Raw genomic sequence first — 20,685 nt, 5'->3', positions numbered from 1 at the left:
CCGTGGGCAGCTTGGCGGGGGCAGGGCTGCTGGCAATCAGCGGCGGTAACCTGACGGTCACCGATGGCGGGCTGTTTAGTGGCGTGGTATCGGGAAGCACGGGCAGCTTGACCGCCGCAACCGGCTCGTTGGTGCTGACCGGAACCAACAGCTATAGCGGAGTCACGGCGGTTGAGAGTGGTGCCATCTTGCAAATCGGCAATGGCGGGCTTACCGGCAGTTATAGCGGCGATATCAACAATGCGGGTTTGGTGGTGTTCGACCGGTCTAATGCGGCGAGCTATGCCGGGGTTATCAGTGGTAACGGCAGCCTGACCCAAAGCGGCAGCGGCACCTTGGCCCTGACCGGGGTCAACAGTTATAGCGGCGGTACCACGGTGGCTAACGGCACCCTACGGCTGACGGGTTCTGGCGCGATCAATGCCAGCAGCGCGGTTGATATTGCAGCTGGAGCCACTTTTGCCATTGACCAGACCAGCGCCAATGGCGGCAATTACAGCTTTGCCAACCCGTTAACCGGGACAGGGGTGCTGTCGGTGGCGTTGCAAAACGGCAGCAATAGCTTTGATTTTACCGATACTGCCGGGTCTGACTTTACTGGCACCCTGACGCTGGGCACCAGCAACTTTGATCTGTCGGGCACCAATACTGCGGCGCTGAGCCAAGCTACGCTGGAACTGGGTACTGGCAACATCACCACAGTGGGCATAGGCGAACAGGTGATTGGCGGTTTGCAATTTAATGGCGGTGAATTGAAGTTTGATGCCATTGTGCCTGCGCAACAACAGGCAAATGGCATGGTAACCGTCGCCAATCTAAACCTCACTGGGATCGGACGTATCGCTATCGATCTTCCCCCCGCCCCCGGTGTCATTAACCCACCGGTTTTGGACAATACCAATATCCTTTCACAAGACGATGGGGGCGCTTATACCCAACTGATTGCACTGACAGCAAGGGGAACGCTTAATGGTCAGGGGGGGGCTTTGACCCTGGTTGATCAAAGTGGCAATGCGCTTTCCAATAGTCAGAGCGTGTCGATTGCCGAAGGGGGCAATACGGTCGCGGTAGGCACTTACGATTATCGGTTGAATACCGGGGTGCTGAATAATGGCCTTTATGTTGCTTATGCCTTAAAGCAGGTTGATCTGCTTTTTGGGCAAATCCTGACGCTGACGCCTGATGCAACAGCAACCGGCCCTGCACTTAATTTATCTGCTCAGATAACCGGAACAGGGAGCCTGGCAATAACCGGAGTGGTAGGACAGGTAGTGACTTTGGCCAATGCGCTGAATAATTATAGTGGTAGCACTACTGTCAACAGTGGCACGTTGCAATTGGGGTCGAACAATGCGCTGGGAGCTACCAGCCAATTGGATATTGCCACGGGCGCGGCCACGAATATCAATGGTTTCACCCAGACGATAGCCAGCCTGACCGGGTCAGGTCTGCTGGCGGTTAATGGGGGGGCTCTAACGGTAGCTCAGGGTGGGTTGTTTAGCGGGGTGATTGCTGGCACGACGGGTACCCTAACCGCCTCCAGTGGTACCCTAATATTAACCGGGGCAAACAGCTATAGCGGGACCACCACAGTGGGGAGTGGCGCGACCTTGCAAATTGGCAATGGGGGTATTGACGGTAGTTATGTCGGTAATATCAGCAACGCCGGTTTAGTGGTGTTCGACCGAACTGATGCGGCGAGCTATGCCGGCGTTATCAGTGGTAACGGCAACCTGACTCAGAATGGCAGTGGTACCTTGACCCTGACCGGGGTGAACAGTTACACCGGCGGTACCACGGTGGCGGACGGCACCCTACGGCTGACCGGAGCTGGAGCGATCAATGCCAGCAGTGCGGTGAACATTGCCGCTGGTGCGACCTTTGCCATTGACCAGACCACCGGTAATGGCGGTAACGCCATTTTTGCCAACCCGTTAACCGGGGCGGGGTTGTTGTCGGTAGCACTGCAAAACAGCAGCAACACATTCAATTTCACCGGCTCGGCGGGTTCTGCCTTTAGCGGTACATTGGCGCTGGGCTCCAGCAGCTTTAACTTGTCAGGCAGTAACACCTCAGCATTGAGTCTTGCCACCCTAGAGATAGGTACCGGTAACGCCACCACGGTAGGGTTGGGGAATCAGGCTATTGGTAATCTGACGATGAATGGCGGTGCATTACGTTTTGCTAATCTGCCTAGTGGGCAAGTCACCACCGGTGCTCTGGTATTGGATGCCGGCTCGGTGCAGTTGGACCCGACGGTGGTGGCGGATAACGCGGGTAATCTGCTGCAACAGGATGAGGGCGTTTTGGAGCGGTTGGTGAGCGCCAGTAGTGTCACCGGTTCTGCATCCAACCTGACGCTGACGAATCTTACCGGCGGCAATTTAACCACCTCGGCGGTCAATATCTTCCAGGGGGGCAATATTGTCGCCATTGGGGATTACGGTTATGCCTTGGTGGCCAATGCGACCGGGTTGTTTGTTAATGTCGGCTTGACTCAACTGGCGTTACAAACTGGTCAGACACTGACGTTCTCTGGTGATAGCACCACGCCTCCAGGTGCCGATGATATGTCGGCACTGATTACTGGGGCCGGCAATCTGGCCATTGCGGCGACCAGCGTGATCACCCTCAATAACAGTAGCAACGACTACACCGGTAGTACCACGGTGACCAGCGGGACTTTGCAACTGGGGTCAGATAACGCACTGGGATCCACTCGCCAATTGGCCATCAATACCGGGGCCGTGACTGATATTCATGGTTTCACCCAGTCGGTCGGTAGCTTGATTGGTACCGGCACGCTGAATATCAATGGGGGGGCGTTGACTGTCGACAATGGTGGGTTCTTTGCCGGGATCGTTGCGGGTAGTGACGGATTATTGACGGTATCAAACGGCACGCTGTTTTTCACCGGGACCAACACCTATATCGGGGAAACCCAGGTTAACAGCGGTGCTTACTTGCAAATTGGTATTGGCGGTACCGCGGGTAGCTATGCGGCGAACCCGGCCAATGGTAGTGCGCTGGATATCCTTAATGATGGCACCGTGGTATTTGATCGTAGCGATGCGCTGAGTTATGACGGCATCATCGGGGGGAGTGGCAGGCTGGTGCAAGACGGTAGTGGTACGCTGACCTTGACCGGTGCCAATAGTTATACCGGTGGCACCACCGTGGCTCAAGGTACCTTGAGGTTGACCGATTCTGGGGCCATCAGCAGTAGCGGTACGGTGGCTATCGCAGCGGGGGCGACGTTTGCCATTGACCAAACTACCGCCAATGGCGGGGACTACGTTCTTGCCAACCCGCTAACCGGTGCAGGCGTGCTCTCAGTGGCGTTGCAAAATGGCAGTAATACCTTCGATTTTGCCAGTCCCACGGGTTCGGCCTTTACCGGTACTTTGGCGCTGGTGCGCAGTACCTTTGATCTCTCCGGCAGTAATACCACCGCGTTGACCCAGGCAACCCTGGTGGCGGGGGTTGGCAGTGACATCGTGGTCGGAGACGGTTATCAGACCATAGCCAATCTGACCTTTGCCGGTGGCAAGGTGGATTTTGATGCCCAGCCCCCGGCGACTAACCAAGCCAATACCGTGATTGAAACTACGGGCACGCTGGATGTCTCAGGCACCGGGACCGCACAGGTAGCGGTTCCGCCGAGTTTCTCAGTGGAACCCCCTACGGTAGATACCAGCCTGTCCATTCTGGAGCAGGATGATCAAAATCTGCTGGTCAAATTGATCCAGGCCAATGGTGAGGTCAAGGGAAGGGCAGGCAACATGACGTTGATTGATCAGGATGGCAATGTCATTACCAATGAAACCATAATCGGTCTGACCAATACCGATACCGGGCCCATCGTGGCGGAAGGGCACTATGACTACCGGCTGACGGCAAGTCATGAAATCACTGGGCTTTATATCAATTATGGGCTGTTTGAACTTGACCTGATGGGGACTGGGGCCAATGCGCTGGTACTGGCACCGCGGGCGGGTGCCACTGGCGATGCTGCCGACCTCACCTCATATATCACCGGCTCGGGTGATTTGGCGATTGCCGCTGTTCCCGGTGACAAGGTATCGCTATCCAACATCAGTAATGACTACACCGGAGCCACGCTGGTACGTTCCGGCACCCTGCGCCTGATGGCGGATGGGGTACTTGGGCAGACCTCTGATCTGGCATTGAGTGCCAATGCCCAGGTGGATATTAATGGGTATCAGCAAACCGTGGGTAAGCTGAATACAGCGGTGGGGAGTAAGCTGGATCTGCAGGGTGGCACCTTAATAGTCCGTAATGGTGGCCTGAATGACGGCGAACTGACGGGGAGTGGGGCATTGCAACTGGACGGTGGCACGTTAGTGGTGACCGGGCATAACAGCAGCATGAGTGCCATGACCACCATTGCCGCCACCGCCACCGCACAATTGGCGCAGACCGATGCCCTGGGCACTGGCGGGATCGATAACCGTGGCACGCTCGATTTTAATGGGGCGCAAGGGATCCTGAGTAATGTTCTGCAAGGCGCGGGTGTCATGCTGTTTAGTGGGGGGGCCAATGTGGCGTTGAGTGTTGATAACAACGCCTTTACGGGTATTTTCCGCACTGAAAGTGGTACCCGCTTGAGCACCAGCCAACCCGGGCAACTCGGGACGGCAAGTATCGACAACAACGGCACGCTGCTACTGGACGTCACACAAAATTGGCTACTCACCCACTCGGTCACCGGCAACGGTACTTTGGTCAAACAAGGTAACGGCAGGTTGCAGATTGCCGGGAACAATGTTCAGGTCAACCTGACCCGCGTCGAAGCTGGGTTGCTGTTGCTGGATAGCAGCATTCAAAGTAGGGCAAGCAGCGCCGCAGCAACACCTGTTCAACTCAACAGTTCAGTACAAATTCTGCAAGCGGGTAGCCTGGGGGCATCGGGCGTGATCAATGGTAGCCTTGAAAATGAGGGGCGCGTACTGATTGGGCAAGCCGCTACCGGCGGCAGTTTTGCCAACCTGACGGTCAATGGCAACTATACCGGCAACAACGGCGCGCTGTTGTTTAATACCACATTGGCGAGGGATAACGCCGCCACGGATCGGTTGACCATTAATGGTAGTACTAGCGGGCAGAGCAAAGTGATCGTCAATCAGGTGGGAGGCAGTGGTGAACAAACGCAACAAGGTATCCTGCTGATTCAGGTGAACGGCCAATCTGCTGGGCAGTTTACGCTGGAGAATCGGCTGGTTGCCGGGGCGTTCGACTATAACCTGTATCAAGGGACCCCGGCGAATCCGGGTGAGGGCTCCTGGTATCTGCGTTCAACCGGGCCGGATAACAATACCCCAGTCTATCGCCCTGAAGCGGGCAGTTATCTCGCCAATCAGGTGGCGGCACAAAACCTGTTCGCGATGCGTCATGAAGATCGAGGCCAGCGGGTGGCGGGCAGTAATATGTGGCTACGGCAGGTGGGTGGGCACAGTACCTTTGATGATACTTCTGGGCAAATCGATAACCGTACCAGCCGCTTTGTCACGCAAATAGGTGGTGATATCTATGAGACAGAACACCTGGTGGCGGGGGTGATGTTTGCCTACGGGACCGCCCATTCAAACAGCCGTTCCAACCAGACGGATTACACCTCTTATGCGGATATTGATGGTACCAGCCTCGGGGTTTACGGCACTTGGTATCAGAATGGGCGTAACGCAGATGGCCTTTATATTGACGGTTCGTTGCAATACGCCTGGCTACAGGGCTCAGTGCAAGGGCAACAACTGCAAAAAGAGGATTACAGAATGTCTGGGGTTATTGCCTCGGTGGAAACCGGTTGGCGTTTGCCTTTGGCCCACTACGCTCATGGCAAGCTCTACCTTGAACCTCAGCTACAACTGACCTGGAACGATATCTCCGGCGGTTCACATCAAGAACAGAACGGGACGCAAGTGGACCTGAACAACCAAAGCACGCTACAGGCGCGTATTGGTGCCAAACTTGGGTATGACATCGCCATTAAAGACAGCGACCAACCGTTAACGCTTTATGGTGCCATCAACTTGCCTTACCAGAACAAGTTGACGCATGTGCGGATGGATGACAGTACCCTTGAGCAACAAGGGGGGCGGCGTAGTGGGGTAGAACTGAAGCTGGGGGCAGAAGGGAATATCAATAAGAACTTCTCTACCTGGGGCAGTGTATCGCAACTGTTCGGTCAACACAGTGTGACGGATACCACCGTAATGATGGGGGTGAAATATACCTTCTAAAACAGACTCTCACTGATAGCAAAACTATGGATGATTTGCCTGGCCCAGGGATGGGTGGTGCCTAAAAAGTAGCCATCCGCGAGCCATAGGTGTTAATAATATTTGCAATAAATGTAAATATGAGATTAATATCTGCAAGCTATATTCAGCAACCTTGTTGGATACATTTAAGACCACCACCTTCTGGAGCCATTAGCGAAAAATGAATATTCACACCTGTTGATATCTTGCCCCATATCCAGCACACCAGTGCGGTAGGGGATATTTTTGATTTCACTCAGGAGTGCTTATGGCTCATTTTGCGCAATCCACTTATTTTGTTTTACACCAGTTAACCTGCCAGTTTGCCAACGGTGAAACGCTGTTTGGTCCTTTTAATCTTGCTTTTGAACAACAGCATTATGGGTTGGTAGGGCGTAATGGTGTCGGGAAAACACGCCTATTACGTATGATTGCTGGGTTAGATCTACCTGCTGATGGGCATATTGAAGCTAAAGCTTCCTTTACTTATGTCGCACAACAATCTTCTATCATTGAGCAGACCTCACTGGCGCAATTACTTGGCTATGAACAGATTTTTGCTGCACAGGCTCGTCTTGAGCAGGGGTGCCCGCAATTGGACGATTTCGAACATCTTGACGGGCAGTGGGATCTGGCTGAACGCCTTAAAGTGGCGTTTACCGCTGCAGGATTACCTGCTTTTGAACCACAGCGGCCAGCCAGTGATTTGAGCGGTGGCGAACGTATGCGAGCCGTACTTTGCGGCGCGTTTTTGACCAAAGTTGATTTCATATTGCTGGATGAACCGACCAACCATCTTGATGCTGCTGGCCGTGAATGGCTGTATCAGCAGATTGCAGCCTGGCGAGGGGGTTTATTGATCGCCAGCCATGACAGGCAGTTACTGACTCGAATGCAGCGGATTGTAGAACTGACCCCTGATGCACTGCGCAGTTACGGGGGTAATTACCATGACTACTATCGACAACGTGAACAGGAACAGCAAGCGGCACAAGCTCAGTTGGAACATGCGGTGTTGGAAAGGCGGCGTACCAAGATACGGTTACAGAAAAAGCACGATGATTACCAACGTCATGCCGCCCATAAACTGAAAAAGGCGGGTACGCTCAATATGTCCTCTTCTGAAAAATCAGCAAGTAAAGAAGCCGCCCGCGATGCCATGGGCGTACTGCGTAAGCAACATCAGGGGCAAAAAAATACCGTGGATCAGGCCGTACAAGCCGCCCGTGCAAGGGTAGAAGAGGATACTCCGGTGATGTTGACCTTGCCAGGTAGTGCGGTGGCTGCGCACAAGCAGGTATTGGTACTTGAACAACTGCAATTACCTTTTACTACGATGCCACCACTCAATTGGCGAATGGATGGCCCGATGCGCGTGGCACTTACCGGACCAAACGGCTGTGGTAAGTCCACACTGCTGAAAGTAATTCTGGGTCAACTCTCCCCGAGTGGTGGCAATTGCCGTTGTTCGGTGACGGTGGCCTATCTCGATCAAGACTTGTCTCAACTGGATCTGACGCGCTCGGTGATTGATCACCTTGGTTTGCAAAATACGCCGTTGGCAGAAGGGGCGTTACGTAGCCAATTGGCCCAATTGCAGTTGAATGCAGAACAAGTCATGCTGCCGTTAGCGTCATTGAGTGGTGGAGAAAGGTTGAAAGCGGCGCTGGCCTGCATGCTGTGGTGCCGTGAGCCAGCCCAACTGTTATTGCTGGATGAGCCAACCAACCACTTGGATTTGGTATCAACCCAGGCGATTGAAGCAGCGTTAGTGAATTTCCCCGGAGCCATGTTGGTGGTATCGCACGATGACGATTTCCTGAAGGCGCTAAAATTAACCCATCGCCTGTATTGGCATCATGGAAACTGGTACTTTCAGGCAATGTAACAGGGTGAGGGGTGCCTGTTTACCCCTCGTTAAATTTCTATTTGAGATCATTTTTTGGTTGAGATAATAGTTAAGACTTGCTTCCTTCGTTGACCAAGGCACTTTCTATTGACTCACCAAGCCTCTGGTTCTCGTAGCATATGCACAATATTGCTAGGGCTCATGATCCACCCGCCTTTGAACCCTTCGGGAAGAGATTCGAGAGTATCACAACGCACAACTCCGCATTCTTTAACATGCTGAGCAGCTTGTCCAAAATCAGGGGTGAACAAGTGAACTACTCGCAGCTAAAGTAGCGAGCTTCCAAGGGCGCAACCAGAAACCGCGACCTTTTCTCTTTTGACGCTTCGCTGGGAGCTGCTGGTTGAGCTTTTGACCCCACCAGTCTTACCTTTCCCTCCACGCCCAATATCAGCCGAAGCGGTTAATACATCCGCCGCTGACAACTCCGTTCCAGAGTCCAAAATTAACGTAATCGCACGCTTTTTTATTACCAGAGATGCGTTGTGATCTGCATTGTCAGTATTGCCACACTGCCCGCACACAAAGAGACTCTGTGACTTGCGGTTATTGGGATGAATGTTGCCGCAAACGGCGCATTCCTGACTGGTATAAGTGGCGGGTATTTTAAAAAACGCTTTTCCTGCCTGGTAGGCTTTGTACTTGGTGAAACTTTCCAGCATGTGCCAGCCAGAATGCAAAATGGCCTTGTTTAAACCTGCCTTCTGCTTGGCTTTATTCGGCAAAAAACGCCCCTGCCCATCGAGTTTGGCCTTTGGCCGTCGAGTCATTTGCGCCGTGCGCAGTGCCTCGAATACAAAAATCCTGGCCGGGCTATTAACCAGAGCTCTACTGGTTTGATGATTGAAATCACGACGGATATTGCTTTTTTGGCCGTGATAGACAGAAATTCGGTGCTGGGTTTTGGTGCGGCGGTTAGCGCCTTTCTGCTGCTTTGCCAGCTTGCGCTGCAGCCGATGGAGATAGCGGTCGGCCTTGCTCAGGTGGCGCTTCTGCCTGGCAGAAAAGTCGAAACTTATTTCCCCTGCCTGTGCCGCAATGGCTACACCGCGGTCAATGCCGATGGTGTGTTGCTCCAGAAACTCACGAGAAGCGCCTTGCAGGAAGGCCAGATGCTCGGCGTTACTGGATAGGGTCGACTCATCTACACCATTTTCGTAGCAGAAAGACACATAATAGTGGCCCCGCGCTTTGCGGACGTAGAGCGAATTCGGTTTCTCGAACTTACTGTGCGCCTTGAAAGACAGGTAGCCAATATTATTGGTCTTGGTGCCGATAAAAAGCCTTACGTTCCCGTCAGAGCAGAGCTCAAAATTGAATAATTCGCGGGTGAGATAAATAGAGCCCTTGTCGCTCTTGATTTTGCGCTTGGGTCGTCCGCACTGACCCTTCATGAACTTCCGATAGGTTTGATACCAGTTAACCGCGCTGTTGCGCAGAATTTGACTGGGACAGTCTGATAGCCACGGCGTTAATTCTTCGGATTTGAATTGGGCTGTTTTTTGGTCAATCGGAGGGTAAGTGCCGATGGTGCAATATTTACGGGCATAGGTGCGGTGGTATTTTTCTTCGTCTACCTTGCCATTCCAGATCACGCGAGCGCACCCCATCCACTGGCTCAACGTTTGCTTTTGAGCAGCGTTAGGATTGGCGCGTAGCTTGATCCCGGTCAGCATTATTTGGCCGCTTTATTAAGTGCCAGCTGCACGACCCCGGCCGCGAGAATTTCACGCGCACAGGTGATTGATGCCCTATCTTTCACGCTGGCCAACGCCTCCGCGTACCCCCAAAAAGTGGCAGCAGCATTCATTTCTACTCGGCGCATTTTCCCCGGCGGCAATGGAGGGAGTTTTTGCTCGCATAGATGACCTGATCCTCTTGACTGGCAGAGGTAATAATCGGCTTTTTGAACCTTGCTTCTGCGCAAGGTCACTGTGCGTCCACATCCGCCGGAGCATGAGAGGGTTACTTTGTCCATGTTGTGTCTCGCCATGTTGTCGCCCTTGGCAAATACTAGTATCATTCACGCATTACTGTCAATCTAGTATTAGGTCAATTATGTACGACTGGCGCACAGGTAGAAGCTGTATTTTTAAAAACCATGCACATCTAGTATTTGTCACCAAGTATCGGCGGGAAGTGTTTACGGCGGAGATGCTGGAGCGAACCAGGGACATCATTGCGGAGACGTGTAAACAGATGGATTGTGAGCTATTGGAGTTTGGCGGCGAGCATAACCATATCCATTTGATGGTGGCGATCCACCCGAAGGTTTCGGTCTCCAATCTGGTTGGCAAGCTAAAAGGGAAGTCCTCATACATGCTGCGCCGAGAGTTCTGGGAGCGGATCAAGACGATGCTATGGGGCAACCATTTTTGGTCGCCCAGTTATTGCGTGGTGTCGTGCGGAGGCGCTACGTTGGAAGTGATAAAGCAGTATATCGAGGAGCAAAACGCCCCGCCGAGCGAACAGGCCGTGCAGCGGTCTAAGGCCTTGACCAAAACCAATTTACCTCCCGCTTGACCCACCCCTAAAGGAGCAGGATTGCGCGGGCGTTTCGTTCAAGCCAGACCTCGGCTTGGCTCAGGCTAGGGGCTTCATCGATCCACAGTCGATTTGGGCCCAGCTCAAACCCGATGGCGGGTAATTTGTTGGTAATCTCTTTAAGCCCTATCACGTTACGGTAAAAATCCAGTGTCTGCGGGTATTGGTGTGCGGGTACTTTAATAGCAATATTAAGACCGCCCTTAATTTCTGCGCCCATTAAAATTTCTCCTTATTTAGTAGGCTAGGGTGATTAGCGACACTCGCAGGTTCGCCCAGCATCTCACTCTGATAGTAGCCTGCTCTGAGATTGATCCCATACTCCAGCCAGGCTTTCATGGAACACAGCATCTGAGTCCAGCCTTCACAGTTGATATACGACGCTTTTTGCGACGCCTGATCCGATTCCCATCCTGTTTCAGCAATGTTGACGAGGGTGCCGCCATCATCCAGCGGGATAAAAGACATCTCGATTAACGTCTTGTAAGGTGTGTTTCCTGTTGGTACTTCCGCATCCCAACGCAGAACAATGCGTTTATTCTCCACCAGCTCAATAACTTCGACAGGGGTGTTACCCCACCAGATAACCGTCGATCCGGCAACTAATGGAGCACTTGCTCCCCCTAGGGTGGTGAAGTAAGCACTGAGTCGTGCAGGTTTGACGACAGCCTGATACACATCTGTGACAGGCTTATTTACCCGAGCTGACACCTGAAAATCGAACGCCATAGGGAGACTCCTTTTATCTTGAGTTATTGGACTATATGTTATATATTTATAACATGTCAAATATAGATGATCGAGTATTCAAAGCGCTCTCCAACCGCACACGTCGTGCCCTCTTGGATCAGCTCAAAGACAAGCCGTTAACAACGGGGGCTTTATGTGCACTTTTTCCTGAAATAGACCGCTGCACGGTTTTGATGCACCTCAAGGTACTTGAAGAGGCTGATCTGGTGGTGGCCAGGCGAGAAGGGCGGGAGCGTTGGAACCATCTCAATGCTTTGCCAATCAAAGCCATCCATGATCGATGGATTGGTCAGTATGCAACCTATGCCGTAGCGATGTTGGGTGAGTTAAAGTCAGATCTTGAAGAAAATGATTGACTGTAATAGCGGGTATTTGGTGGCACTGTTTGATTTAACCGTCTGAACTGAGTTGCAGTTTTTGAGTGGGAGAGCAGTGAGCACTATTTCTACCTGTGCGAGTTTGACAGCGTCTTTAATAGCATCATCACTTGTTGCGATTTTCAAAGAGAAATCCACTCTTTCGATATAAGTAAACCCCCACCCTAACTAGGACCTGTCCTCAATTAAGCCAAACGTAAGCTACCGCCAACGAGTTAGCGCCTAAGAAGGCCGTGACGATCTTATCGTGGCGCATGGTGATAGCACCGTATAGCTTTAGGTGAGCAATTTTGCCGAATATAAGCTGATGCATAATTTGACATGCAGGTAATTACCTGCATATAATTTCTCACGTTTCACACCTCACACATAGACAACTCATGGACACTGACAAAGTTTTCAAAGCGCTGGGCGACCCGACACGTAGAAAACTGCTCGACCTGTTGTGCGAGAACAATGGGCAGACGCTGGGCCAGCTCTGCGAGCAGTTGGACATGAGGCGGCAGTCGGTCACCCAGCACATCGGGATTCTGGAGGAGGCCAATCTGGTGAACACGGTTTGGCGGGGCAGGGAGAAGCTGCATTTCATCAATCCGGTACCGCTGCATGAAGTCTATGAGCGGTGGGTGCGTAAATTCGAACGTCAGCGGCTCAGCCTGCTGTACGACCTGAAGAAAGAACTTGAAGGGGAATAACGATGAGCAAAGAACAGACGAGTTTCGTTTATGTGACCTACATCCGTTCGACGCCGGAAAAAGTGTTTGAGGCCATCACCAAGCCGGAGGTCGCGCAGCGCTACTGGGGGCACGAGAACCTTTCCGATTGGAAGCCCGGGTCGGACTGGGAACATGTGCGCGCTGACGAGCAGCGCACGGTCAATATTGTCGGCAAGGTGGTCGAGTCGGTGCCGCCAGCTCGCTTGGTTATCACTTGGGCGAGCCCCTCGCAGGCCAGTGATCCGGCCAACATCAGCCGCGTGAGTTTCGACATTGAGGATTACGACGACATGGTGCGCTTGACCGTCATCCACGATGAACTCGAGGCCGGCAGCGGTATGGCTATGGGCATTCAGAAAGGCTGGCCAATCGTGCTTTCCAGCTTGAAATCGCTGCTGGAAACCGGGCAGGGCATTGACGTCTTCGCTAAACCGAAGGCGACCTCAAACGGGAGTCACTCATGAACCAACCTTATACCGGCGGATGCGCGTGCGGTGCGATTCGCTACACCACCAAGCAAGCACCCATCTTCCAGAATCATTGCCAGTGTCGCGACTGCCAGCGGCGAAGTGGCACCGGGCATGGCTCCTGGTTGACCTTTCCTGCGCAGGGCGACATGACGATCACTGGCGAGGCGACGCACTGGGAAGTGGCGGGCGATAACGGCAACGTGAAGAGCCATGCTTTTTGCCCGGTCTGTGGAACGCCTGTCTACTTGCGCTTTGCCGCCATGCCAGAGTTGATCGCCGTCCCGGCCGGTAGCCTGGATGAGCCCGGCCGCTTTGCACCACAGGCGCTTACCTACCACGTCCGTGGCCTGGAGTGGGACACCATCGATCCCTCATTACAGGCATTCGAGCGGATGCCGCACGGCTAGGATCTGGCATCAATTGACCAAACGGCGGCGGCCTTTTGTTTCAGAGCCAATTTTGTTTCAGAACCACTTTTGTTTCAGAGCAAAGGGCCATTTTTTCCTAGGGCCCTTATTACGATGCGTATAGCCATCCTTCACCACGGAATGAAGAACAAAAATTGGCAGTGATGCAGTTTATAAACACTGTGAGCATCAGCAGCACAATAGCCCGAGAGTTCAATACCATGCAGCAAACCATTTTCATGATCAAAGCGGTTAACTATTAAGGCAAACCTCTACCTGCAGAATATATCTGTAGGTGCGATTTCATTTTTCAGCTTAATTAAGCCGAAAAAGAGAGTGCATCTCCTTGCCAACCTGAATTTATCAGAAAGTCTTCCCACGTCAGGGTGGCCGGGTTGATTTCCCTGCTCCACTGCAAGTCGCGGTTTTTAGCAAAGTAGCCATATTTGACCGCATATTCTGCCATCCCGGTCATCTCATCAACCAACGCATTATTCTCGGCAAAGGCAGGAAAATGCTGCAGCAATTCATCTCGGCTAAAGGCTGAACTGTAAACGGCTTTCTTTCCCGTAACCCGACTGAATGTTTCAACCAGTTCGCGAGGGGAAAGAAATTCTCCGATAACCGGGAGTGTGCACCCAGAATATTTTTCTGAATGATCAAATATCTCTAGTACTGCCGGCCCGGTGGCAGTGAGTGGGTCGACAAAAGGTGCGCGAAAATCCTCTGGAAGATAGATGGGAAAAACCAGATGATCACCTTCTTTACGTGGTTGATAATATTCGAGCAGGTTGGTATAGAAAAAAGCCATCTGAATAAACGAGGAGATCACAGGCAAGGTGCGGATGTAATCCTCAATTTTGGCTTTATCAGTGAAGTGAGGGACCCATAATGTACCACCTGATATCTGCTCAACATTTTCCAGACTGCTGAAAATAATATGTTCCACCCCGGCCTCAACAGCAGCATCAGCAAGTTGTTGCCCCAACGCTGTTTCGTTTGTATCCGTATGGCGGGATTCAGGAATGAAGCCTGGAGTCATTAAAAACACGCCGAATGAATCCTTAAATGCCTCAACCAGATTATGTTGCATGTTGGGCTCAATGGAGACTTCTTTGAGTTCGGCACCAAGGAGCGCCAGTTCCAAAGCTATTGATGAACCGCTATTTCTGGTTAATGCTCGCACACGATAGCGCCCACTTTGCAGTAACGTACGCGTAACACTGCGCCCTTGTTTACTCATTGCGCCAAAAACGGTTATACGTGGTCTATTGTCAGATAACATCATTTCACCTTATTTCTCAGATATGCCGTGATTGCATTATCAGAACGAATAAGGGATAAGTGAAATCGATTTATTTATGTCAAGGAATCCATCACATGGATACCAGAAAATTGGATTTAAATCTGTTGCTGACTCTGGAGACTTTACTGGCTGAACAGAATGTGACCAAGGCAGCGATGCGGCTCCATCTCAGCCAACCTGCGGTGAGCGCCCAACTCAATCGACTCAGGCAAATCTTTAAAGATCCGCTGCTTATTCCAGGACGACGGGGAATGACGCCGACAGCTAAAGCCCTTGAACTTATAGCTCCACTGAGGGAGGCACTGGAAAAGATACGTTATACCATGCAATCGCTGGAAGATTTTAATCCTGAGAGTGCCTCACTGACTGCAACACTGGCTTGTACCGATTACGTACAGGCAGCGGTAGTGATGCCACTTGTCCTGACCTTGCAAAACATGGCACCAGGGGTACGGATTGCTGTTCGAAACTATGACCCGAATCAGTTAGAACAACAATTAATGGAGGGAACAGTCGATGCAGTCATTGCCACGCCTGACAAGGTGCAAACAAATCTCAGAGTTCATCATTTATTTTATGAAACCTATGTCCTGATTGGGCGTTTAGGCCATCCTGATCTCAATGACACAATGACAATGAATGATTTTGCTAAACAACAGCATATTATCGTGTCAACTTCCGGTGGGGGATTTACCACACCTGTTGATACTGTTCTGGCAGCATCAGGTTTCCAGCGCAAGGTGGTGATGTCTGCTGCGTCATTCCTGACCATCCCTGGGATAGTTTCAAGGAGTGATTTGGTTGCGCTAGTCCCGCGACGATTAATTCAGGAATCCTTTACCCCACTGAGGGTTGTGGAACTCCCCTGGCTCAAGGAAGATTTTGAAGTCAGCCTTATCTGGCATGAACGTAGTCACGGACATATAGGCTATCGCTGGCTCAGAGATTTGATTATTAGATTGAACGCGGCTTGATAACATTATTTGCGCCAGCCAGCCACCTGTTCCGAGTTGTGAATACTCGGTACCCAGACCTTGCTCTGACTGGCTGATCTTTATGCCCTTCGGTAATGATAAGTCTGGCCGAGGTGCGTTGTGCATAATCCTCGGCCATTAGGCGGTAGGGATGTTATCGGCATCCGTATAGGCTATGGGCGGCTGACGAAACGCTCCAGATTGCCCAGTCAATAAGGGGAAAGCCTGGTTTAGTGCTCCTGTCAGTGGGCTGCCTTTAATAAGACCTTGTTGCCGGGAAATAACATTTTAAGATCAACGGCCTCTGCCATCGCTCGGTTACCTTCATCGCCAGGATGGAGCCGATCACCAGAGTCAAAACGCGGCAGCAGGCGGGTAGGATGCACAGGGTCACGTAACACCGCATCAAAATCAATAACGGCATCAAAGTTGCCACTCCGGCGTATCCAGGCATTCACTTGTTGGCGTAAGGCCTCTTTATCCGGCTGGTAGTAATTGTCCATCGGCGTACCGGGCAATGCCCCTTCGAATGGTGTCAATGTAGCGCCGATCACCCGCAGGCCTCGAGCATGGACCTGCTCAGCCAGTTGGCGATAACCCGCTGTTAATGCCTCAAATGTAGGTTTTGGGCTTTGCGGGGCGAAAATGGTACCCGGCCAGGCAATATCGTTAATCCCTATCATGACAATAACGCTTTGCACGCCTGGTTGCGCCAGCACATCGCGCTCTAACCGTGCCAATGCATTGACCCCCATACCGTCAGACAGAAGACGAGCACCGGAGATGCCAGCATTGATAACACTGACACCCTGCGGGGCAAGGCGCTTAGCCAGGAAGTCTGGCCAGCGGCTGTCTTTGTCGAGACTGGCAGTATTACCATCAGTAATGGAATCGCCGAGCACCACAACGGCCTGCGCCATTTGTTCAGTTTTGACCTGAACCCCCACCAACAGCGGGCGTGCCGTGGTGCTCTGGGCGGAAGCCTCTGTCACCTTAAGTTCCAGCGCCGAGGTTTGATCGCCTGCAACAATCCAGCTAGTCTGGCGGCCATCCCAATGGAAGGTACTCATAGGGGTAGCTTTCGGTAGATAAACGCTTACTGCCACCTGATTCAGGGCGGGGATGGGTGATGCCACAGGATCGCTGACCAACAAAGCACCGGGGAGGATCGTCGCTGTTTCTTGGCCACCAAATGTCACCGTGCGTAAGCTATCGGCAGCAATGCTATGGTTGTTATGCGCCTGTGCGAAGGTGACTTTGCCGACGGTGAGCGGTTGGCTGCCATGGGTATTGGACAGCACGAGACGAAAACGCTCGCCACCCAGGCTGATGCGCGCTACCTGGCGCACTGTTTGATCATGCAGTTCAGTGGGAATATTGGTGGGAAGCGGAAAATCTGACCCCCATACTGGCTGTGGGCTGGCACCCCAGGTTGCCACCCAAGAAGGCGAGGCCGCTACCGCAGTGGTGACTGTGACAGCATTCATTACCAGGGCCCAAGTGAGAACTACCCGGGATAAAGTGATAAAAAATGATTTAAAGTGGTTTTTCATACTAGTGAACTCAAAATTAAATTGTGTATTAATTGTGAATTAAAAGACATTATGGCGATAGACGGCTTATTGGAATAACATTTGTGAATTAACTTCATCAAGGAGGCAGCCATGGCCCGCCAAGAAGTCAACCGTTCCGGCGAATTGGAAGTATTTGTGCGTGTGATTGAGCTAGGTGGTTTTTCTGCCGCCGCCCGTGCCTGTGGCATAACCCCCTCAGCAGTCAGCAAGCTGGTGGCTCGACTGGAGCAACGGCTAGGTACGCGGCTAGTGAATCGCTCCACACGACAACTGCAACTCACACCAGAAGGCTGTGCCTACTACGAACGCGTAGTGCGCATCCTGGCTGATTTGGACGAGGCAGATCGCTGCGCCAGTGAAAACACCACGCCACGTGGCCGGTTAAGGGTCAATGCCAATGTGCCCTTCGGGCATCACTTCCTGCTGCCGTTGATACCTGAATTTCTGGAACGCTATCCTGAGGTTATGCTGGATATTATGCTGACCGATGAGGTCATCGATCTTCTGGAGGAGCGTACCGATGTGGCCGTGCGTGCGGGGCCGCTCAAAAGCTCTAACCTGATGGCGCGCAAATTGGGGCAGACAAGCAAGATAATTGTTGCGTCCCCTGACTATCTGGCTCGCCATGGTACCCCAGTGACGCCAGAAGATTTATACCAGCACAATCGTCTCGGGCCGAATTACGTGCGCGCCCAACCTGGTTGGTTATTGCGTCAGGGTGACAAGGATACGGTGATACCCATTAGTGGTAATGCTCAAGTCAGTGATGGTGAGGCGATGCGTCGTCTTGCTTTGGCTGGGTTAGGGTTGGCGCGTCTTGCCGCCTTTCAGGTGTGTGAGGATATCGCTGCTGGTCGGCTGATACCGGTACTTGAAGATTGCAATCCTGGCTATATCGAAGAAATCCATGCCGTGTATGTCGGGCAGGGTGGTCATCTGCCGTTGCGTGTGCGCGCTTTTCTGGATTTTCTGGCTGAACGAGTCGATATCAGTAGCCGATCAATCAATTCAAAACCGCCTGGCAACCAGTGAAAGTAGGGTATCTCTGCTATTATTTATTGGCATCCTGATGATTCAATAAAGTGAAATGAACGGAAGGACAAATAGGTTTTTAGTAATTGCTGTTAAAGCCAGATAACGCCTATGGTTGTAGCTGTAATGCGGCTCACCCTGTCGCTCGGCATATTCCTGCCATAGCAGTTCGAGCGTCACACCTTTGTGGTCTGAACGCTTGAGATCCTGATGAAGCGAAGCCCAGTTGGGCAAAGGTTTAGGCTGGGTTTTGTGGTTCGGTTGGGTCTTGAGGAAGGCGTGCTCCAGCGTGACATCATCCCGCAATGCGCTCAAAGGCCAGTCGCGAACATCTAACTGGTAAGCCCGATTGACATAATATGAGACGGTACTTGAGGAGACATTGAGACTTCGACCAATCTGACGGTGTGTTAACTTTCCCTGGTATTTCAGCCGAAGAATTTCTTTCAGTTTTCGCACAGTATTAGACCCTGTGGACATGGACTTTCCTTTGGAATGAAGGTGGGAAAATCCGGGTTTAACGAAGCGAGGAAAAAAGTCACGCAATAACATGGATGCCGATCAGTCAATACCATGAGGGGGCAAAACTGCTCGGTTTGTGATGTTATTAGGTGGTCGGGATGGATGTTATTTTGTGATCGGCATGCATGGGAATATGCAATGCATTCATTAATGGATACAACTTTATCAACAAGAGTTTCGAGGAATTGAGCCGGTGGGGAACGCGATTACCCCCGAACAGCGAGAAACTCAGCAACTCAAAGTCCAGATAAAACGTCTTGTGAGATGGAAAAAGAAATCTTAAAGTAAGCTGCCATGTTGATGAGAGAAATCACCGGGAAACCTACGCACTAATCACGCGGCTAAAAACAAAATGACCGATAGTGGCACTCTGTCAGTTGCTGGGTATCAGCCTATGAGTGTGGTGAGGCCTCCATGAGCCTCTGAGCAAGCACTATATTCTTACAACGGCCCGCTCCGACCTGAGCTGTGTGAAGCAGAACTTCATTCGGGCAGAAACGTTGGTCAGCGCAAATGTGCGGGGCTGCTTGATTTTCAATTCCCGCTGGCGTAGTCAGGGATTTGGGAACTTGTTTCGTCCGATGGAGCAGCCTTTTCCGGTTTCTGCCCTTCTCGAAAAGGTGGGGGGCCTGATCAGGATCATGGTTTCCCTTCTTGAGGAAAAACGGAAACTCATGGATATAAATAATACCAATTTACCCAGAGACAGTATTGGATGTTTTTTCGAATAATTAAAATACTCTATTAAAATCAATACATTGCGTGGTTATCTGTCTATGGCCTAAGCTCCAGATGAATGGAGAGTTAACAGTACAACAAGAATTTTTTTACGAGCTCTACCAAAAAGCGTAGTGACTTTTCTTAGCTTATCGGCCAGCAGTACTGTAGCAAAACAGCACTCAGATATATCCCAACACCATACGAACCGTGTGCTATCAGACTACGCTGGCGCGCTATATTAGGTTGCGGTGTCTTCGATGCAGCCAAGCCAAAACCAAATCCAGGTTGCATAATAAAGAAAGGGGCTATTACGCTGATAATTCCCATTACGAGTGCTGCCAAAAATGTGGGGTGCTCAAGCCAATCTTGCCCCATGAGATAAATAAATATCAGAGAAAAGACCACGCCGATAGCATAGTGTGCTGTCCACCCCAGAGCCTTTTCTCCGCTTACTTGTGTTGTTTGCATGATGGTATGGTGAAAAAACTTGCCACTTGGCATGTGCCCTAGCCAACGCCCGACCAACTGATAGTTGAGCGAAGGGATATTAAAAAAGCGTTTTTGCAGTAATGCCCAGAGGTCCATTACCAAGGTTGCCCCGATACCAATCAGCACTGCACGTAATAACACATCCATCTAGTGATCCTTTTTTACGCTTCTCGGAAGTGGAAAACGTAATATGTTCTGTAACACAATCTCGATTGAAAGCCAGCAGCAGTAAACTGGTGGGCTCCTTCAACCTTTGATATAATATATTTCAATTATTATATTGAATGATGAGGTAGTGAAAACAATATGTCAACACTCGATGGCGATAGTCAACGCCAAGTTCTTAACGAATTTGCAGAAGTGACACGTTCCTTGGGGAACTCGCATCGTCTGCTACTGCTTGAACATATCGCACAGGGAGAAAGACCGGTTGAAAGGCTAGCTGAACTCGCTGGTCTTACGATAGCCAATGCTTCTCAGCATCTTCAACATCTCAAACGTGCGGGGATTGTACAATCACGCCGGGAAGGGAAAAATGTCTACTACCGTTTGGGCAGTGGGCCAGTCCAGAATATCTTGACGGCGATTCGGCAATATGTGGAATACCGACATAG

The 20,685-nt window shown here is 51.5% G+C and carries 17 protein-coding genes and 2 pseudogenes; 11 read left to right on the top strand and 8 right to left on the bottom strand.

The window, feature by feature from the left end:
• Positions 1-11: 11 nt before the first annotated feature.
• Together IO95_RS00240 and IO95_RS00235 are read left to right on the top strand one after the other, a co-directional pair.
• Positions 12-6,260, top strand: a complete 6,249-nt coding sequence (locus IO95_RS00240) for an autotransporter outer membrane beta-barrel domain-containing protein (protein ID WP_235186718.1) — start codon at positions 12-14, stop codon at positions 6,258-6,260.
• Between the two features lie 289 nt (positions 6,261-6,549).
• Positions 6,550-8,169 (top strand): ABC-F family ATP-binding cassette domain-containing protein, encoded by a 1,620-nt coding sequence (locus IO95_RS00235; protein WP_023490075.1) that lies wholly within the window; start codon positions 6,550-6,552, stop codon positions 8,167-8,169.
• Between the two features lie 287 nt (positions 8,170-8,456).
• Here the strand turns inward: IO95_RS00235 and IO95_RS00230 are convergent, their stop codons facing one another.
• Together IO95_RS00230 and IO95_RS24610 are read right to left on the bottom strand one after the other, a co-directional pair.
• Positions 8,457-9,866, bottom strand: a complete 1,410-nt coding sequence (locus tag IO95_RS00230; RefSeq protein ID WP_023490074.1) for an RNA-guided endonuclease TnpB family protein — start codon at positions 9,864-9,866, stop codon at positions 8,457-8,459.
• On the bottom strand, positions 9,866-10,168 hold the full coding sequence (locus IO95_RS24610; RefSeq protein ID WP_023490073.1) for a hypothetical protein: 303 nt from the start codon (positions 10,166-10,168) through the stop codon (positions 9,866-9,868). The genes IO95_RS00230 and IO95_RS24610 overlap by 1 nt, the downstream gene beginning before the upstream one ends.
• Before the next feature lie 80 nt (positions 10,169-10,248).
• On the opposite strand from IO95_RS24610, the gene tnpA reads away from it, so the two are divergent.
• Positions 10,249-10,713, top strand: coding sequence for an IS200/IS605 family transposase (tnpA, locus tag IO95_RS00225; RefSeq protein WP_023490072.1), 465 nt, complete (start codon positions 10,249-10,251; stop codon positions 10,711-10,713).
• Positions 10,714-10,720: 7 nt separating this feature from the next.
• Here tnpA and IO95_RS00220 read toward each other — a convergent pair whose 3' ends face one another.
• Together IO95_RS00220 and IO95_RS00215 are read right to left on the bottom strand one after the other, a co-directional pair.
• Positions 10,721-10,954 (bottom strand): hypothetical protein, encoded by a 234-nt coding sequence (locus IO95_RS00220; RefSeq protein WP_023491719.1) that lies wholly within the window; start codon positions 10,952-10,954, stop codon positions 10,721-10,723.
• The gene (locus IO95_RS00215) at positions 10,954-11,463 is read right to left on the bottom strand and encodes an SRPBCC domain-containing protein (RefSeq protein WP_023491718.1); all 510 of its coding nucleotides are present in this window, start codon (positions 11,461-11,463) and stop codon (positions 10,954-10,956) included. The genes IO95_RS00220 and IO95_RS00215 overlap by 1 nt, the downstream gene beginning before the upstream one ends.
• Positions 11,464-11,498: 35 nt before the next feature.
• Between IO95_RS00215 and IO95_RS00210 the strand changes: the two genes are divergently transcribed.
• The 4 genes from IO95_RS00210 to IO95_RS00195 all read left to right on the top strand — a co-directional run bounded on the left by IO95_RS00210 (position 11,499) and on the right by IO95_RS00195 (position 13,454).
• Positions 11,499-11,840 carry a helix-turn-helix transcriptional regulator gene (locus tag IO95_RS00210; RefSeq protein WP_023491717.1) on the top strand — a complete coding sequence of 114 codons (342 nt, stop codon included), beginning with the start codon at positions 11,499-11,501 and terminating at the stop codon, positions 11,838-11,840.
• Between the two features lie 401 nt (positions 11,841-12,241).
• Positions 12,242-12,556: a helix-turn-helix transcriptional regulator gene (locus IO95_RS00205; protein ID WP_023491716.1), complete on the top strand. Its 315-nt coding sequence runs from the start codon at positions 12,242-12,244 to the stop codon at positions 12,554-12,556.
• A gap of 2 nt (positions 12,557-12,558) precedes the next feature.
• Complete coding sequence (locus tag IO95_RS00200) at positions 12,559-13,041, top strand: SRPBCC family protein (RefSeq protein WP_023491715.1); 483 nt, start codon at positions 12,559-12,561, stop codon at positions 13,039-13,041.
• A complete protein-coding gene (locus IO95_RS00195; protein WP_023491714.1) occupies positions 13,038-13,454 on the top strand; it encodes a GFA family protein in 417 nt (138 codons plus the stop codon). The genes IO95_RS00200 and IO95_RS00195 overlap by 4 nt, the downstream gene beginning before the upstream one ends.
• Positions 13,455-13,773: 319 nt before the next feature.
• On the opposite strand, the gene IO95_RS00190 is transcribed toward IO95_RS00195, so the two are convergent.
• Positions 13,774-14,742 (bottom strand): NmrA/HSCARG family protein, encoded by a 969-nt coding sequence (locus IO95_RS00190; RefSeq protein WP_235186717.1) that lies wholly within the window; start codon positions 14,740-14,742, stop codon positions 13,774-13,776.
• 92 nt (positions 14,743-14,834) lie between these two features.
• Between IO95_RS00190 and IO95_RS00185 the strand changes: the two genes are divergently transcribed.
• The gene (locus IO95_RS00185) at positions 14,835-15,734 is read left to right on the top strand and encodes a LysR family transcriptional regulator (protein ID WP_023491712.1); all 900 of its coding nucleotides are present in this window, start codon (positions 14,835-14,837) and stop codon (positions 15,732-15,734) included.
• Between the two features lie 242 nt (positions 15,735-15,976).
• On the opposite strand, the gene IO95_RS00180 is transcribed toward IO95_RS00185, so the two are convergent.
• Complete coding sequence (locus tag IO95_RS00180; protein WP_037383219.1) at positions 15,977-17,221, bottom strand: SGNH/GDSL hydrolase family protein; 1,245 nt, start codon at positions 17,219-17,221, stop codon at positions 15,977-15,979.
• 177 nt (positions 17,222-17,398) lie between these two features.
• Between IO95_RS00180 and IO95_RS00175 the strand changes: the two genes are divergently transcribed.
• Positions 17,399-18,340, top strand: coding sequence for a LysR substrate-binding domain-containing protein (locus IO95_RS00175; protein WP_023491710.1), 942 nt, complete (start codon positions 17,399-17,401; stop codon positions 18,338-18,340).
• Positions 18,341-18,451: 111 nt separating this feature from the next.
• Here the strand turns inward: IO95_RS00175 and IO95_RS00170 are convergent.
• Positions 18,452-18,820, bottom strand: a pseudogene (locus IO95_RS00170) (sigma factor-like helix-turn-helix DNA-binding protein); the annotation flags it as partial.
• Between the two features lie 193 nt (positions 18,821-19,013).
• Between IO95_RS00170 and IO95_RS24605 the strand changes: the two are divergent.
• Positions 19,014-19,215, top strand: a pseudogene (locus IO95_RS24605) (transposase); the annotation flags it as partial.
• A 508-nt stretch (positions 19,216-19,723) separates the two neighbouring features.
• Here IO95_RS24605 and IO95_RS00165 read toward each other — a convergent pair.
• Complete coding sequence (locus IO95_RS00165; RefSeq protein WP_037383205.1) at positions 19,724-20,218, bottom strand: DUF2938 domain-containing protein; 495 nt, start codon at positions 20,216-20,218, stop codon at positions 19,724-19,726.
• 159 nt (positions 20,219-20,377) lie between these two features.
• Here IO95_RS00165 and IO95_RS00160 point away from each other — a divergent pair.
• Positions 20,378-20,685 (top strand): helix-turn-helix transcriptional regulator (locus tag IO95_RS00160; RefSeq protein ID WP_037383202.1); only part of this gene is annotated, 308 nt, incomplete at its 3' end.

It is taken from the genome of Serratia sp. DD3, assembly GCF_000496755.2.
Note: the sequence above shows the minus strand (reverse complement) of the source record. Positions and strands in the feature narration are given on the sequence as shown.

Excerpts from the sequence above, each read along its gene's own strand:
- IO95_RS00235 (WP_023490075.1), top strand. The coding sequence starts at position 6,550 with ATGGCTCATTTTGCGCAATCCACTTATTTTGTTTTACACCAGTTAACC.
- IO95_RS00230 (WP_023490074.1), bottom strand. The coding sequence starts at position 9,866 with ATGCTGACCGGGATCAAGCTACGCGCCAATCCTAACGCTGCTCAAAAG.
- IO95_RS24610 (WP_023490073.1), bottom strand. The coding sequence starts at position 10,168 with ATGGACAAAGTAACCCTCTCATGCTCCGGCGGATGTGGACGCACAGTG.
- tnpA (WP_023490072.1), top strand. The coding sequence starts at position 10,249 with ATGTACGACTGGCGCACAGGTAGAAGCTGTATTTTTAAAAACCATGCA.
- IO95_RS00220 (WP_023491719.1), bottom strand. The coding sequence starts at position 10,954 with ATGGGCGCAGAAATTAAGGGCGGTCTTAATATTGCTATTAAAGTACCC.
- IO95_RS00215 (WP_023491718.1), bottom strand. The coding sequence starts at position 11,463 with ATGGCGTTCGATTTTCAGGTGTCAGCTCGGGTAAATAAGCCTGTCACA.
- IO95_RS00210 (WP_023491717.1), top strand. The coding sequence starts at position 11,499 with ATGTTATATATTTATAACATGTCAAATATAGATGATCGAGTATTCAAA.
- IO95_RS00205 (WP_023491716.1), top strand. The coding sequence starts at position 12,242 with ATGGACACTGACAAAGTTTTCAAAGCGCTGGGCGACCCGACACGTAGA.
- IO95_RS00200 (WP_023491715.1), top strand. The coding sequence starts at position 12,559 with ATGAGCAAAGAACAGACGAGTTTCGTTTATGTGACCTACATCCGTTCG.
- IO95_RS00195 (WP_023491714.1), top strand. The coding sequence starts at position 13,038 with ATGAACCAACCTTATACCGGCGGATGCGCGTGCGGTGCGATTCGCTAC.
- IO95_RS00190 (WP_235186717.1), bottom strand. The coding sequence starts at position 14,742 with ATGATGTTATCTGACAATAGACCACGTATAACCGTTTTTGGCGCAATG.
- IO95_RS00185 (WP_023491712.1), top strand. The coding sequence starts at position 14,835 with ATGGATACCAGAAAATTGGATTTAAATCTGTTGCTGACTCTGGAGACT.
- IO95_RS00180 (WP_037383219.1), bottom strand. The coding sequence starts at position 17,221 with ATGAATGCTGTCACAGTCACCACTGCGGTAGCGGCCTCGCCTTCTTGG.
- IO95_RS00175 (WP_023491710.1), top strand. The coding sequence starts at position 17,399 with ATGGCCCGCCAAGAAGTCAACCGTTCCGGCGAATTGGAAGTATTTGTG.
- IO95_RS00165 (WP_037383205.1), bottom strand. The coding sequence starts at position 20,218 with ATGGATGTGTTATTACGTGCAGTGCTGATTGGTATCGGGGCAACCTTG.